At 57.5% G+C, this 15,310-nt stretch carries 16 protein-coding genes; 6 read left to right on the plus strand and 10 right to left on the minus strand.

The features are described 5' to 3' along the window. From ACEQWH_RS03265 to ACEQWH_RS03285, 5 genes are all read right to left on the minus strand, one after another. The coding region (locus ACEQWH_RS03265; RefSeq protein ID WP_370228297.1) for a MerR family DNA-binding transcriptional regulator at positions 1-80 on the minus strand (80 nt) is incomplete at its 3' end. After that, positions 77-2,338: a heavy metal translocating P-type ATPase gene (locus tag ACEQWH_RS03270; protein WP_370228282.1), complete on the minus strand. Its 2,262-nt coding sequence runs from the start codon at positions 2,336-2,338 to the stop codon at positions 77-79. The genes ACEQWH_RS03270 and ACEQWH_RS03265, both read right to left, overlap by 4 nt. Positions 2,339-2,404: 66 nt before the next feature. After that, positions 2,405-3,253 (minus strand): 3-methyl-2-oxobutanoate hydroxymethyltransferase, encoded by an 849-nt coding sequence (locus ACEQWH_RS03275; protein WP_370228283.1) that lies wholly within the window; start codon positions 3,251-3,253, stop codon positions 2,405-2,407. 6 nt (positions 3,254-3,259) lie between these two features. Then, on the minus strand, positions 3,260-4,246 hold the full coding sequence (locus ACEQWH_RS03280; protein ID WP_370228284.1) for a sterol desaturase family protein: 987 nt from the start codon (positions 4,244-4,246) through the stop codon (positions 3,260-3,262). Between the two features lie 11 nt (positions 4,247-4,257). Then, complete coding sequence (locus tag ACEQWH_RS03285) at positions 4,258-5,013, minus strand: class II aldolase and adducin N-terminal domain-containing protein (RefSeq protein WP_370228285.1); 756 nt, start codon at positions 5,011-5,013, stop codon at positions 4,258-4,260. A 108-nt stretch (positions 5,014-5,121) separates the two neighbouring features. Between ACEQWH_RS03285 and ACEQWH_RS03290 the strand changes: the two genes are divergently transcribed. Continuing rightward, positions 5,122-6,015: a LysR family transcriptional regulator gene (locus ACEQWH_RS03290; RefSeq protein ID WP_370228286.1), complete on the plus strand. Its 894-nt coding sequence runs from the start codon at positions 5,122-5,124 to the stop codon at positions 6,013-6,015. A 6-nt stretch (positions 6,016-6,021) separates the two neighbouring features. On the opposite strand, the gene proC is transcribed toward ACEQWH_RS03290, so the two are convergent. Continuing rightward, positions 6,022-6,849, minus strand: coding sequence for a pyrroline-5-carboxylate reductase (proC, locus tag ACEQWH_RS03295; protein ID WP_370228287.1), 828 nt, complete (start codon positions 6,847-6,849; stop codon positions 6,022-6,024). After that, positions 6,846-7,799 (minus strand): aminotransferase class IV, encoded by a 954-nt coding sequence (locus ACEQWH_RS03300; protein ID WP_370228288.1) that lies wholly within the window; start codon positions 7,797-7,799, stop codon positions 6,846-6,848. Before ACEQWH_RS03300 ends, proC begins: the two co-directional genes overlap by 4 nt. 316 nt (positions 7,800-8,115) lie before the next feature. Between ACEQWH_RS03300 and ACEQWH_RS03305 the strand changes: the two genes are divergently transcribed. Further along, positions 8,116-9,063, plus strand: a complete 948-nt coding sequence (locus ACEQWH_RS03305; RefSeq protein ID WP_370228289.1) for an NAD(P)-dependent oxidoreductase — start codon at positions 8,116-8,118, stop codon at positions 9,061-9,063. Between the two features lie 19 nt (positions 9,064-9,082). Here ACEQWH_RS03305 and ACEQWH_RS03310 read toward each other — a convergent pair whose 3' ends face one another. Then, positions 9,083-10,078 carry a phytanoyl-CoA dioxygenase family protein gene (locus ACEQWH_RS03310; RefSeq protein ID WP_370228290.1) on the minus strand — a complete coding sequence of 332 codons (996 nt, stop codon included), beginning with the start codon at positions 10,076-10,078 and terminating at the stop codon, positions 9,083-9,085. Positions 10,079-10,203: 125 nt separating this feature from the next. On the opposite strand from ACEQWH_RS03310, the gene ACEQWH_RS03315 reads away from it, so the two are divergent. Continuing rightward, positions 10,204-11,145 (plus strand): LysR family transcriptional regulator, encoded by a 942-nt coding sequence (locus tag ACEQWH_RS03315; protein ID WP_370228291.1) that lies wholly within the window; start codon positions 10,204-10,206, stop codon positions 11,143-11,145. A 3-nt stretch (positions 11,146-11,148) separates the two neighbouring features. On the opposite strand, the gene ACEQWH_RS03320 is transcribed toward ACEQWH_RS03315, so the two are convergent. Both ACEQWH_RS03320 and ACEQWH_RS03325 read right to left on the minus strand, forming a co-directional pair. Continuing rightward, complete coding sequence (locus tag ACEQWH_RS03320; protein WP_370228292.1) at positions 11,149-11,745, minus strand: HD domain-containing protein; 597 nt, start codon at positions 11,743-11,745, stop codon at positions 11,149-11,151. After that, a complete protein-coding gene (locus ACEQWH_RS03325; protein WP_370228293.1) occupies positions 11,742-12,881 on the minus strand; it encodes a TauD/TfdA family dioxygenase in 1,140 nt (379 codons plus the stop codon). Before ACEQWH_RS03325 ends, ACEQWH_RS03320 begins: the two co-directional genes overlap by 4 nt. 103 nt (positions 12,882-12,984) lie before the next feature. Between ACEQWH_RS03325 and ACEQWH_RS03330 the strand changes: the two genes are divergently transcribed. From ACEQWH_RS03330 to ACEQWH_RS03340, 3 genes are all read left to right on the plus strand, one after another. Continuing rightward, entirely contained in the window at positions 12,985-13,845 is an 861-nt protein-coding gene (locus ACEQWH_RS03330) for a LysR family transcriptional regulator (RefSeq protein ID WP_370228294.1), read from the plus strand. Between the two features lie 236 nt (positions 13,846-14,081). Further along, entirely contained in the window at positions 14,082-14,549 is a 468-nt protein-coding gene (locus tag ACEQWH_RS03335) for an Lrp/AsnC family transcriptional regulator (RefSeq protein ID WP_370228295.1), read from the plus strand. 270 nt (positions 14,550-14,819) lie between these two features. Next, on the plus strand, positions 14,820-15,310 hold a 491-nt coding region (locus tag ACEQWH_RS03340; protein WP_370228296.1), incomplete at its 3' end, for an Arm DNA-binding domain-containing protein.

The following is a 15,310-nucleotide window of genomic DNA, read 5'->3' on the forward strand; positions in this document are numbered from 1 at the left end:
CGAATGAAACCGATGTCCTCATAATAGCGGATGGTTTTGACTGGGATGCCGGAAGACTTTGCAACCTGTCCGATGTTCATAGCGTCTCTCCGGTCGTGACAGAGGTTGGTTTCACCCACCGCAAACGCAAGGCGTTGGTGACGACAAAAACGCTAGACAGCGCCATTGCGCCGGCGGCCAGCATGGGCGACAGCAGTGGTCCGCCAAAGGGCACCAGAACGCCTGCGGCGACGGGGATCAGCAACACGTTATAGCCAAAGGCCCACCCTAGGTTTTGGCGGATATTGCGCATGGTTGCGGCGCTGATCGACAGGGCATTTGAAACCCCGGTAAGGTCTGGCGACATCAGCACCACATCTGCGGTTTCCACCGCAACGTCAGTCCCCGTGCCAATCGCGATGCCGACATCGGCCTGCGCCAACGCGGGCGCGTCGTTGATGCCATCTCCGACAAAGGCGACGGATCGGCCCGCTGCTTGCAGGCTTTGGATCGCTTCGGCTTTGCCTTCGGGCAGAACTTCGGCAATCACGATCTGAATGCCCAAATCCGCCGCAATCGCATCGGCAGTCGCCTGCGTGTCGCCTGAAATCATCACGATCTCTTGCCCTGCGGCTTGCAACGCGCGGATCGCCTGGGGCGTCGTGTCCCGCACTGGGTCCGAGACCACCAGCATGGCAACGCAAGCTGCATCAAGCGCGACAAAAATCGGGGTTTTACCTGTGCGCGCAGCCTCTTGTGCCGCCCTCTCAAACGGCGCTGTCGAGGCTTCCAGATCGCGCATGTAACGCGCCGATCCGATGTGAACGTTGCGCGCGCCGACCCGCGCCTCTGCCCCGCGCCCTGTATGTGATGTGAACCCTTTTGGCGAGTTCAAGGTCAGCCCGCGCGCCTCTGCGGCCTGAACAACAGCTTTGGCCAGCGGATGCTCTGACATGGTTTCAACCGAGGCCGCCAGAGTGAGCGCCTCGTCTTCCAAAACATCGCCAGTGGTTTCAATCAATGTCAGCTCTGGGCGCCCTTCTGTGAGCGTCCCGGTTTTATCCAAAGCCACCACATCGACGGATTGCAGACGCTGCAGTGCGTCACCGCGGCGGAACAGAACCTGCCACTCGGCTGCCTTGCCTGTGCCCACCACAATCGATGTCGGAGTCGCCAAACCCATCGCGCAGGGGCAAGCAATGATCAGCACCGAAACTGCAGCGACGACAGCCGGGCCAAGCGACGGGGACGCCCCCAAGGCCAGCCAGAGCGCAAATGTCGTAAGGGCGGTTAGAATGATGGCGGGCACAAACCACATTGTGATCCGGTCAACCATGCCCTGAATGGGCAGTTTCGCACCTTGCGCCTCTTCGACCATGGCGACAATGCGCGACACGACGGTGTCTGCGCCGATGTTTTCAGCCCGATAGGTCAGCGCGCCCTGCCCGTTCACTGTGCCCGCAATCACCCTGTCGCCCTGTTCCTTGGCCACAGGAACAGGCTCGCCCGTCAGCATGGCCTCATCCACATATGAATGTCCGTCCACCACATCGCCATCCACCGCGATGCGTTCGCCGGGGCGGGCTTGCAGCACATCGCCGTGCCGAATGTCGGCAATGGCAAGGTCTGTGTACACATCGTCCCGCAGAACGCGCGCCGTCTTGGGAGTCAGCCCGATCAGACGCGCAATGGCTTGGCCGGCGCGCCCCTTGGCGCGGGCCTCAAGATAGCGCCCCAAAAGGATAAGGACGACGATCACTGCTGCGGCCTCAAAGTAAACATGCGCACTGCCTGCGGGCAAAACGCCGGGCGCGAATGTGGCGACGACAGAGAACCCAAAGGCCGCGAGCGTGCCCAGCGCAACGAGCGCGTTCATATCTGGTGCGCCTTTCAGCAGTGATGGAATGCCCAGCGTGTAAAACTGGCGGCCGGGCCCAATCAGGATGAGGCCCGTCAGAATGAACTGGATCGTGTACGACGTGGTCAGACCGATATTGGCCGCGATCCAGTGGTGCAAAGGCGGATACAAATGGCCCCCCATTTCCGCGCAAAACACCGGGGCCGCCAGAAGCGCGGCCCATATCACAGACCACTTAAGGCGGGTGATCTCGGCTGATTTGTCGGGTCTGGGTGTTTCGGCTTTGCGCACCCGCCCCGGATAGCCCGCGGCCTCAAGTGCCTTAAGCACAACTCGGGTTGACCCCGACTGTCCCAAGGACACCAGCGCACTTTCGCTGGCCAAATTGACCGAGGCCTCATCTACGCCAGGTACCCCGGCCAAAGCACGCTCCACCCGTCCCACGCATGAGCCGCAGTTCATTCCGGTAATGTCGAGTTGCACCCGCGTTGGCTGTGCCATCAGAGCCTCTTTGGATAGTTTCAGACACTATCTAAGGCCTCCAGTTACTGGAGGGTCAAGAGGGGTTTACTGATGGGTCGGGCTCCATTTGTCCAGCTCTTCCAGAAACTTTTCTTTTTCGCCGTCCAGCATGCCGATGTTTGTGCTGGCATAGGGGAAGTTTTCGGCCACGACCTCGCGGTGAAATTCGCCCAGCGCTGCGACGCGTTCTTGGTGGATCTGTTTGTGCAACCGCCCCACATTGCCAAAGGCATGCGCGTGTTTGGGGGGCTTGTCCTCTTCGCTGGCTTCGCCACAGACATCGGCCACAAAGGACATGATGACATCACCTGCCATGCCAGAACCCAACGAGAAGGTCACGATCGAGGTTTTGGTGTTGACCGCTTCAAGCACCTCTTCGGCGATACATTCCGCCTCGACCGCAAAGACGCCGACATCTTCCATACGCTTAAGCGTGCGATAGATCTCCATCGCCTCATCCGCCTTGCGCCCGAACCCGCGCAGACCGCCGCAATAGTGGCTGAATGTGGGGATCAATCCGATATGGCTTTGAACGGGGATGCCCTCTTTGGCGAGCATCTCCATCACGTCAAAACTGCGCAGCGTATAATACATGTCGCCGCCTTTACGCATCATATCAAAGGCGTGGTCCATGATCTCTTGCGCGGATCCGAATTGCGCCCAGGTGGATCCCACGCCCGCAAAATGGGTTGGTGCGATCTGGCGCACTTCTTCAATTTGGCTCTCCCAAACCACCAAGAGATCGATCCCTGCCTCGATACAGGCGCGCAGCTCGTCCGCGTTGGCGGGATTGGACATGGACAGCTTGCGCCCCGATCCCTTGAGCGCCTGCAGATCAGCGATGGTATAATTGCGCTCTGCAGGGCTGCGGCTGAAGTCATAGATCCGTTTCATCGCGCCTCACTTCGTATACATCTGCTTTTTGAAGGCCCGCGTGCGTGTCGTCGCCTCGGCCGTGCCATCGTGATAGGTGCCAAACCAGCGGTCAAATGGGATTTCAGAAGTGCCGTAGTTGCATTCGAAATACCGGTGATGCAGCTGATGGAAAAAGTCCCCTGCCCGCGCGGCTTCGTTTTCCTTAACGACCAGCTTTTCAAACCCGGAATGGGACAGGATCGGGCTGACTTGCTGGAACATATTGTGAAACAGCAGGTGCAGCGGATGGCTGGGAACAATCAGGTGAATGAAGTAGGTCGTGAAGTAGAGGATGTTCTCGTACCAGTGGTTTGAAATTCCAGACCATGGCCCGACATTGACGTTCCGGTGATGCACCGCATGCACGTATTTATAAAGCTTTGGGTGATGCGATAGGCGATGCACCCAGTAAAAATGCAGCCCTGACCACATTGGAATGAAGGCCATCCAGACGACGCACCAGATCGGGTTTTCGGCGAAGGTTACGGTTGGTACATATTCGTTGGCCATCGCCCACCAGATCAGACACTGGTAGATCGTTGCCACGGTCATGGCGCTGCCCAGGGTCCAGAAGATATTGTCATAGACCTGATTGTTGAACGTAAAGACACCGTTGTTGCGGGTCAGGTCCCTGCGGTCGAACTTGGTCTTCATGTCCTGGCCTTTGCGGATGTACAGCCACCAATGCAGGGTGCCTGCCACAAGCGTCTGGGCCACGACATTGATCAGCCAGATCCGGAAGACCCAGTCAAAGGCAAAGGTCTTCATGCTTTCAAGCGGAGGCAGGGCTGCAAAGTAAATCACAAGCGCCATCGTGATGCACAAGGTCAGAGCCGTTATTTGCAACCACGCGCCGCGGTACCACGCCCAAACAGCGCGGGGACTTGGGGGCCAGTTGAACAGAGGGTTCAGCGGCACCAGATGTTCGGGGCGATGGTGCCAGCGGTCGGCTTCGGGATCAGTGGCTGTCATGGGTGTCGTCCTTAGTTGGCGTAGGTGGAGCCTTCGTCATCCAGAATGGCTTTCAGCTCAGACAGATGACGGTCGCTTTGATCGGGATAGTCTTCCAGTTCCTGGGCGGTCTTCTCGGCCACCTCATCAGACAGCACGCGCAAGGGCTGTCCGGTCTGGAGAGCTCGGATATAGGTCTCGGCGGCGCGTTCGAAATAGTACAGACGATTGAATGTATCCGCGACGCTGTCCCCGATGATCAGCACACCATGGTTGCCCATGATCATCGTCTTGATTTTTGGGTCAGACAGCATTGCAGCACAGCGTTTGCCTTCTTCTTCGAACGCCAGCCCGCCAAAGCCGTCATCGATCACATAGCGATTGTAAAACGTCGCGGTATTCTGATCGATCGGAGGCAGGTTGCTGTCCGCCAGACAGGCCAAAACTGTGGCGTGGATCGAATGCACATGCATCACACAGCGTGCATGCGGACAGGCGCGGTGGATCGAGCCATGCAGCCCCCAGGCGGTGGGGTCTGGTGCGTCGGGCTGATCCATCGTGTTGGGATCATTGGCATCCAGCAGCAACAAGTCCGAGGCCTTGATGCGTGCAAAGTGGCGTTGGTTGGGATTCATCAGGAACTGGGTGCCATCCTCATTGACCGCGAGGCTGAAATGATTGGCCACCGCTTCATGCATGCCAAGACGCTCGGTCCAACGGAAGGCTGCGGCCATATCGACCCTTTCGGCCCAGAAACTCAGGTTGGCGGTGGGGCGTTCATGGCGCATGGGGAAATCCTTTGCTGATGCGTGTTTTCACTCTGTGAGGCATTCGCAAATCTGACAAACGATGATTTTACGGCTTATGCATTAAGAAAATTTATGTATGTATCGCATATGTCCAATCCAACGAACGCCCTCCCGCCCTTAACGTGGCTGCGCGCTTTCGAAGCGGCGGCGCGTCATCTGTCCTTTACCCGCGCTGCAAGCGAGCTGAACCTGACGCAATCCGCCGTCAGCCAGCACGTGCGCAGCTTAGAGAGCTTTTTGAACCGTGCATTGTTTGTCCGCAAAACCCGGGCGCTGGAGCTGACGGAGGACGGCGCGAACTATCTGCCAGTGATCCGCGAAGCCTTTGACCTTTTGGCCAGCGGCACGCAGGCGTTTATCGGCGGGGATCGCGGGCGCAGTATGGTGTTGCAGTGCAATCTGGCGTTCTCGGTATTTTGGCTGGCGCCGCGTCTTTCACAGCTTTATGCGCAATACCCCTGGCTTGTGCTGCATATTGTGACGCCAATCTGGGATCCTGACCGCCATGCCGCAGGCGCTGCGGTTGATGTCAGGTTTGGCCGCCCCGAGGATCGTTCGGGTGCGTCTATTCCCCTGTCGTCGGAACGGTTTTTTCCGGTGTGCGCACCTGACTATCAGGGCGGCGATATCGATCTCAATTCTGCCAACCTGTTTGATTGCGCGGGGGTCACAGGCTCTTGGGGTACTTGGTTGAAATCCCGCAACACTGAAAGCCTTTTGCCGCGCGCTGTGAACCTGACGTCCAGCTTCAACATCTCGATGCAGGCGGCCTTGTATGGCGCGGGGATTACGATGTCGCATGACACTCTGGCGAAGGACTTTTTGGATCAGGGGACGTTGATTGCGCCCTTTGATCACCGCCCCGCCTTGGCCGAAGGGTATTTCCTGCAACCCACGCCGCAGCACGACAGCACACCTGCGTCACGGGCGTTTCAGACCTGGATCCAAGACGAGATGAGCGCCTTTCACGCGGCCATTTAGAGCGCCCTAACCTTTGGCCAACTCTTCGCTGCGATCAGAAGCAGCTTTCAGTGTGGCATCGACCAGATCCTGCAACCCATCTGGGTCACGCTGCAAAACTTGCAGCCCCGCATAGGTAGTGCCGTTGGGGGACGTGACCTGTTCGCGCAGGGTAGCGGGCGCGATGTCGGTCTCAAGCATCAACCGCCCAGAGCCCGCGATGGTGCCCAGCGCGAGCTTTTTGGCCATGTCAGCAGGCAATCCCAGCTTTTCGCCCGCAGCAGTCATCGCTTCGGCCAGCGCAAAGACATAAGCCGGTCCAGAGCCAGACAGGGCCGTCACGGCGTGCATCTGCTCCTCACGATCAAGGCGCACGGTATCACCGACGGCACCAAGCAATTCTTCGGCCAAGTCCATTTGCGCCTGAGCCACATTGTCATTTGCCACCAAAGCCGAGATTCCGGCCCCAATTGCAGCAGGCGTGTTGGGCATCACGCGCACGATCGGCGTCTGTGCGCCAAGCATCTCTTCAAACGTTGCCATCAATGTGCCAGCCGCCACCGAGATGAAGACCGTCGGGCCATTGCCATATGCGCTGACGCCTGGAATGGCTTCGGCCATGATCTGGGGTTTGGTGGCAATAACGGCAATCGCGGGTGCCGTTTCGGGTTGTACGTTCAGGCGCAGGCCATCCGCCTCAAGCGCCGTCAGCCACTCTGCCGGGTAAGGATCAAGAACCGTAACCTGATCTGGAGCCAGACCTTGTGCAAGCCACCCGCGCAGCATCGCGCCGCCCATTTTACCGCATCCCAGTAAAAGCAGCCCGCCGCTGCCGATTTTCTCACCAATGCTCACGTGCGTGCCCCTTTTTGTTTTGCCACATCCTGCGCCACCAAGTCTTTGTAAAGCGCGCGTATCTTCAGCGTCATCGGCCCCGCGCCTTCCTGTGTTCCGATGGGCTTCCCATCAATTTCCGCAACCGGCGTCTGCGCCCCAAAGGTGCCGGTCAAGAAGGCTTCGTCCGCGCCATACGCCTCATACAGCGAATAGTTTTTTTCTTTTACCGGGATGTCGTTGGCGCGGCAAAGGTCGATCACTTTCTGGCGCGTCACACCGTTCATGCAATAATCCCCGGTCGAGGTCCAAACTTCGCCCCGCCGCACAATAAAAAAGTTGCAGGCGTTGGTCGTGTTTACAAAGCCATGCGGGTCTAGCATCAAGCCTTCGTCAGCACCCGCCTGCTCTGCCTGAAGACAGGCGATGACACAGTTCAGTTTCGAGTGGCTGTTGTACTTCGCGTCCTGAGACATAGGCAGCCCCCGCACCTGCGGTACTGTCGCCAAGCGAATGCCCCGCCCCAGCAAGCTTTCCGCCGGTTTGGAGTGCTCGACAATCGCCACCACTGTCGGGCCCCATTTTGACAGGGCCGGATGCTGGAACGGTTTGGCCTTGCGTCCTCGGGTGATCATCAGCCGGCAATGCGCGTCGGTGGTCATGTCGTTGGCCGCAGCCGTGTCGTTCAGCAGTTTGTGAATATCTTGCGGGCCCATGTCCAACGCGATTGAGACGGACTTCAGCGAGTTGAACAACCTGTCCATATGCTCGTCAAAAAAGGCCCATTCCCCATCATACAGCCGCATCCCTTCCCACATGCCATCTCCAAGCATGAAACCTGAGTCATAGACAGAGACCTTGGCATCGTCCTTGTGAACGATCTCTCCATTCACCCAGATCTTGATGTTGTCGTTGCGATCATCCGCTTCGGCATCATGCGTGGAATGGCTGGGTGTGGTGTCTGTATTCATGGGTTTTATGTCCTAAGACTGTGTATTGGTTTGGGATGCGTCACGACTGAACCCATGGTCCGGTGTCGCCGCAATCAACAAAAGGGACCATAGGGATTCCCCAAATACGGGCAACACCGATCTTGCTTTGGCAGCTGAAAGAATCTTGCGCCAAACGCTGCCCATTTATCTGATGTCACAGCCTCAAAGCCTATCGTCCAAATAAATTGGGCCTCAGCCTGCGCAAAATGAATTTTGTTTCGCGCCGCCCCTGTGCAACGCTGGCTCTTGTCAATTCACGCCGGACAGAGGACGGCCAGTCAGAAGGAATGCAGGATTGAAAGTAGGGTTTATTGGCCTTGGCAATGTCGGGGGTAAACTGTCGGGGTCTTTGTTGCGCAATGGAGTGGACCTGACCGTCCATGACCTGAACGACGATCTGGTGGAGTCCTTTGTTGCCCAGGGCGCGAAACGCACCGAGGGACCGGCGCAACTGATGGCAAGCTGTGATGCAGTTATCACCTGCCTGCCCTCGCCTGCGGCCTCGGCTGCAGTCATGGACGAAATGCTGCCAGAAGTCACCGACGGTAAAATCTGGATGGAGATGTCGACCACGGACGAAGCCGAAGTCAAACGTCTTGGCGCTATGGTCATGGAACGTGGCGGCGCGGCCGTGGATTGTCCGGTATCCGGCGGCTGCCACCGGGCCGCGACGGGCAATATTTCGATCTTTGCGGGCTGTGATCGCGCCACGTTTGATCGGATCGCGCCCTTTCTGAAAACCATGGGACGCCGCATTCTGCACACAGGCGACCTAGGATCCGCCTCGATTTTGAAAGTTGTGACCAACTATCTGGCCACGGCCAACCTTGTGACTTGCTGCGAAGCGCTGGTAACCGCGAAGGCCGCTGGAATGGATCTGAACACCACCTATGAGGCCATGAAGATCAGCTCGGGTACGTCGTTTGTGCATGAAACCGAAAGTCAGGTCATTCTGAACGGCTCTCGCGACATTTCCTTTACGATGGATCTGGTCAAGAAAGACGCCGGACTGTTTCAAGAGGTCGCCGACCGCAACAACGTTCCGCTGGAAATCGCCCCTATGCTGATCGAGATCTTCAACGACGGCATTGCCCGGTTTGGCGAACGCGAGCTGTCTCCGAATATTATCAAACGGCTTGAAGAGGCCACGGGTCTGGACATCACAGCGCCGGGCTTTCCGCCAGAGATGGTAGACGATGAGCCGGAGGAGCCCGGGTACGAGGTTGTGCCTCAGGGGAAATAAACCACGCGCGGCGGCGCGCTTAGCAGACCGCCGCGTCGTTCCAGCGGGTGTCTTCGAAAAGGCGCCCTTTGTGCTGGCCAGACAGGATTTTCTGGCGGGCCGCTTCCCAAGTGGCGGCCCAAGCCGCAGAATCACGTTGTTCGCTGGCTGGATTGGATTTGCTGCGCGCCACAAACCCGGGAAAGGCCGGACGTCCACTGGCCTGCCCTGTCGGGTGATAGCGCAGGTCCATGCTCCAGCGTAGCCCGTCAGACAGGTTGGGCAAGGCCCGATGCACGTTCATCTTGTGAAACAAGACTGCCCCGCCTTTCTGAACAGGCAGCGGCGTGCCCTCGCGGCCATCCATTACGCTATCGGGCACCTGCGGCTCGCGCGCGATTGCCAGATTTGAACAATGCACCTTTGGCCCCTCGCGATGCGAGGCCGGAACAGAGGTAAGGCAGCCGTTTTCAATGGTGGCGTCGGTGATCGCCAGCCAGACGGTGATCTGATGGGTGTCATCGGCCTCGTCAAACAAGGCAACGATGTCCTGATGCCAGGTGGTTGCACCTACGTTGGAATGCCCTGCGACCGCCGAATGCAACGTATTTGCAGGTGGTTTCATGCGCATTTGCTGCACAGGGCTGCAATAGATTTCGGGGCCGACCAAGTCTTGGACCACATCCAATACTTTGGGGTGGCGCATCAGGTTGAAGACCGCAGCACCTGCGTGCATCTGAAACGTGTCTGGATCGATGCCTTCGTTCAACAGGGGCAGCGAGATGTTCACGAAATTTGCCAGATCCGGGTATTCGGCAATCATCGCGCCGTACCGCGCGCCAAACGCAAGGTCCGCATAGGTTTGCGAGATTTTACCTTTATGAAACAGCTCTTTCGCAAGCCGGTCGATGAGCTGTTCGTATTCCTCTTCGATCGGGACAAGATCTTCGGGCGGCACCAAGGTCTCTAGCGCCAGAAAGCCGTCGCGTTCAAAAGCAGCAAGTTGCGCAGGTGTCAGGGTCGAAGGCTGGGTCATGGTGACGTCCTTGGGTTGATATGCCGATTTCATAGTCCCGTTTTTTCAAACCGTGGCATTGCCCCCGAGGCAAATCAAACGTAATCTTTTCGCCACAAGGCCCCCAAAAATTGGAGGCAGACAGCATGCGGATCCAAGCAATGCCGAACAAACTTCCTCCTCTTCCGGCTCTTCAAGCGTTCGAAGCCGCCGCGCGCCACGAGAATTTTGCGGCCGCGGCTCAAGAGTTGAACCTGTCGCAATCCGCCGTCAGCCACCGCGTGCGTGGGTTAGAGCATCACCTTGGCTATCCACTGTTTGAACGTCTGCCCCGTGGCCTGCGCCTGACCGAGGCGGCCAAGGCCTATTTGCCGTCCGTCCGGCGCGCCTTTGAAGACATCATGAGCGCAACGTCTGGCGTCTTTGGGCATCGCGGCGACAAGATGATTCACCTGCGGGCCCCTGTCAGCTATACCGCGCTGTGGCTGGCCCCGCTGGTCACGCAATTCACCGAAGATTTCCCCGGCATTCGCATCAACCTGTCAAGTTCCATCTGGGTAGATCGTCTGGCCGTCGGCGGCACAGACATCGAACTGCGTCTTGGCCGTGGGCAATGGCCCGGATATGACGCGCTGCCGCTGTTTCACGATGCGCTGGTTCCTGTCTGCTCGTTTGACACCGCCCGGTCTTTGGGCACGCATGTCTCTGCAGAGACGCTTGCCGCCAGATCCCTCATCCATGTGATGGGCCCCGAGGATCAATGGTCAAAGTTTTTTGCCCAATCCGGGATCGAGCGCGCCTCAAGCCAAAGCGACATCGGGGTGGACTCATCCGTTGCTGCCGCAGAGCTTGCCTTGGGCTCTGACCGGATCGCCCTGATGCAAGACAGGCTGGCCGCGCGCGTGCAGACCCGCGGCCAACTGATCGCGCTTCCGCATTTGCGGGTTCTGCCCATCGAGGCCATGTATATGCTGACCCCGATTTCACCCGAGCCGCGCAAATCCAGTGCGCTGCTGTTTGAAACCTGGCTGCGCGAGAAAGTCACGACAGAGCAGTCGGTCTTTGAACAGTCTATTGCGCCCGCCTAACGCCTAGCTTTGCGTTGCGCGCATATGCGCATCCACAAGCCGTTGCACGCGCGGCGCGAAGTGGCGAAAGTCTGGTGTTTCCATGCCCGCGACCTTTCCGGCCTCGTCCAGATAACGCACCGCAATGATCTGTTTCAGGTTTGGGTTCTGTTCGAATTCGGCAACCTCGTCGGCCGTCATCGGTCCGCCCTGCAAATTCAACGAATGCACCGAGGCTTCTGACAACCGTTTGGAGTAACTCGGCTTTGTCGCACAGAGATAGCGCTTTGCCGCGACGTGATAGCGGCAGCAATCCGTCACGACGCTGGGGAAGAACTGCTCGAGCACGGCGGCCCCTGCGTCCTCGTGATGGCGGTCTTCAGTGTCGTCCATCGAAAAAGTGCCGAACTCGGATGTGAAATGCCCGATGTCGTGCAACAAAGCCCCTACGATGATTTCATCAGGTTGCCCGTTCTGTTCGGCAAATGTCGCACCTTGCAGCATGTGTTCACCCATGGTGACCGGTTCGCCAAGATACTCTTCGCTGCCGCGACGCTCAAAAATCGAGGCCAGAAACTCTACGATCGTGTCGGCAGTCAGGTGTTCAATCGGCGCGTTCATTCTGCGGCCTCCTTGGGAGTGCGGCGCAGGGCATCGCGCGTCGATAACAATCCGTCCTTATCCGCATAACACCCCTGGAGCCAACGTGTTCCCGTTCCGGAATAGGCTTTGCGAGCATGCAGCACGCGGGTGTTGTCCACGACAAAGGACTCCCCAGGCTCAAGGCGGAACGTCACTTCCATCGCAGGGTCATCAATGATCTCGCCCAATCGCCGATAGGCCGCATACCACAGGTCCATTTTGTCAAACGGCACATCCGTCACAGCGGCCAGCGACCGGTTGTTAAATCGCACGCCGATCAATTCGCCATCCGGGTTCAACTCGATCAAAGGACGGCGCGCAGTCAGGCATACGCCAGCTTCGCCTGCATATTCAAAACGGGCGCAATACTGCGACAGCACGTCAAAATAGTCTGGATTTTCGGCCTGCAGGCGATGCGCACAGGCAAAGCCATCCACCACCATATTCTCGCCGCCCGCCGCCGAGCTTTCCAGACAATACAGCACCTGAACCGTGGGAACCGGATCGCGGTACGGGTTGTCGGTATGGGCCTGCAATCCCAGACCTGTGAAGGCAAGATTGGTCGGGTTCACTTCGGTTCGCACCTCAAACAACTTGCCATAGTTGGTTTCACGTACAAAGCCGAACAGATCAACCACTTGAAACAGCGCACCCTCTTCGATGGGGCCACCTTCGAGTTTGGCAAATCCAAAGCGGGTCAGATCCTCGATCCAGTTTGCAAACGACGTGCCGCGTTGCGCGACCTCGGCGAACTGTCCGGTCGGCACATTGGGGTGAAGTTTGGCCGTCCAGGTTGAAATGTCATCAGACAGCCAGCCGCGCGGCGCGTCAGATGCCACATCGTATCGATGCGCTTTCAGCCATTCCAGATCGAATTGCACGGTCTTGTCTTCTGGCGCGAACGACACGGTAAGCGTCTGGTCCGTTACCGAAGCGTTGGAAATCCGCGTGTCCGCCGGGATGTCGCGCAACGCGATCAGGCGCTGGCCATTGCCGCTGGCCCGCGTGTCCGGATCTTGCGCATTGTCGCGCAGCCAGATGGCGTGGAACCTTAGAGGGGATTGGTCGGAATGAAGGGTAAGGACAGCGCCGTCCTGACTGATTGATGTGAGCATCACCTGCGTCCTTGTCGCTGGGGTCAAACATTTAAGTTACGTTTTGCGAATTCAGCCAATAAACTCAAATCATAAAAACATCGGCTGACTGGCGTATTTCCTTATGGATAAATCCTCATATTCCTTACCCCCTCTGGAATGGGTCCGCGCGTTCGAGGCGGCGGCCCGGCTGGGCAGTTTTACCGCAGCCGCACAAGAAACCGGCCTGACGCAACCCGCGATCAGTCAAAGGATCGGCCAGCTTGAGAAGCATCTGGGCACCCAGCTTTTCCTGCGCGAGGCGCGCACGATTTCCCTGACCGTCGAAGGTGAAACCTGGCTGCCGCATGTGCAGTCAGCGCTGCGGGCTTTGAGTGACAGCACCGAAACCCTGTTTGCCAGAGGTCGCAGTCGGTTGACGATCTCAGCCAGTCAGTCGGTGATCTCTATGTGGCTGGCGCCCAGATTGGCGCGGGCCTCGGCCGCCACAAGCGCAGAACTCTCGGTGCAGTCTTACGTTTTGGGCGGGCAAACGGCCTCGACCGAAGCGATTTTGCAGATACGGTATGGGGCTGGCGACTGGCCGCAGCACTATCAAGTCCCGCTGTTCAGTGAAATCATGGCGCCGGTCTGCGCCCCCGGCTTGGCGCGCCGAGATTGGACAGGTTTGCCACGGATCGCGTGCACAGGCCCCCGACCTGACTGGGACGCGTTTGCCGCGCGCTTTGGCATCCCCTCGATCCCGATCCCGAACATAAGGGTCGATACGCTGCACGGCGCAATCGCTGCGGCCAAGGCTGGCCAAGGCGTCGCGCTTGGCTCGCTTGCGCTTTGTCGTGATGACATCGAAAACGGAAGCTTGGTGCGTTTGGGGGATGAGGCCTTAGACAACACCGAAACATACTGGCTGTTGGCCGAGCGCAGCGCCATCAGCAAACGGCAGTGGACCGCGCTCGCGCAGGTATTGACCGAAAGACGCGAATAAACCCAGGATTGAGCTTGACCAATGTCGCGTATCGGGCACTCCGATCGCAATACGCGCAGAGGTCAAACCACATCCCGAGCCATTTCCAATGCGTCCCTGCCGACGTTGTTCACGCGAATTTGTCATGATGCAGCCGCGCGACGGCCGCAAAAAATCAATCGATGCTTTGCCTTTTCCGTTTCCATGTGATCAATACCCGCGCAAAATAGCCACTCTCGACGCGATTTGGAGCGACAATGACCAGCATCGACCTCGATCAAGCAGACAGAAAAATCATTGATGTTCTTGCGCGCGAGGGCCGCATTTCCAATCTGGAACTGGCCGACCGGATTGGCCTGTCCCCCACCCCATGCAGCCGACGGGTCAAGCGGCTGGAAGACGAAGGAGTCATCACAGGCTATGGCGCGCGGATCAACCAAACGATGATTGGGCAGAGCGTTGTTGCCGTCGTAAATGTTAGCCTGTCGCAGAAAACCGCCAAAGACACTAAAGAGTTTCTAGAGATCGTGACCCACTCACCCGAGATCATCGAGTGTCTGCGTGTGACTGGTGATCTGGACTATGTCCTTCGCGTCCAGACCAAAGATGTCGATACATTGCGCGACTTTGTCATCAAGAAATTGCGCATGATCCCCGCTGTGAATGAGACCTGGACCATGTTGGTTTTGGACGTGGACAAAGCCTCTGTTTGCGCGTCGTCTTAGGCGCGATAATCGCGAACGGGATCATCTATTTCGTGAGTTTCCAACAAAAGCCGCGAATAGCTATTGACCTCAATTTGCGGATAAAATAATCCGTCGTCCTACTGAGCGGGTATGGTGAAATGGTATCATAAGAGCCTTCCAAGCAAGTTACTTGAATTTCACCTACTATCAAACTCTTGCTAAATTACTATCTTTATTGAATAATATGTTGCGTACAGGTGCACCTAATTGCACCCAGTCTCATTTCAGGTCCGACAAAGAGCCTGCAAAATGCCGAAGCTTACAGAAACATATGCACGCCGACTTTCCCCCTCTAAATCCGGCACGGAAAAGCACTGGGACTCCGAGATTAAGGGGTTGGTTCTCTTCGTCGGCAAAAGATCCAAGACTTGGTATTTTCAGAAAGATATTGGGGGCAAAACCCAACGAGTGCTTATAGGGCGATTTCCCATAATTTCAGCACAGGCAGCGCGACAGACGGCGCTTGGCTTTGCACTCGAATGGGGACGTGGTGCCGGAAAAACCATCCAGGTGGGAGCCCCTACCCTAGAAGCCGCACTAGAAACCTATTTGGTTCGCCCAAAATTGCGTTCAGAGGAACACAAACATAGCGTTCGTTTGCAGTTCGCACGACATCTAAAGGATTGGTTGCGATTACCTCTTGATGAGATTTCAAAATCAATGGTGGTGGCGCGCCATAAGTCGCTTTCTTCAGTGCCTTCAGCCGCCAACCATACTCTCAAAGCATTCCGAACAGTCTG

Source organism: Cognatishimia sp. (assembly GCF_964229375.1).
Classification (GTDB): Bacteria; Pseudomonadota; Alphaproteobacteria; order Rhodobacterales; family Rhodobacteraceae; genus Cognatishimia.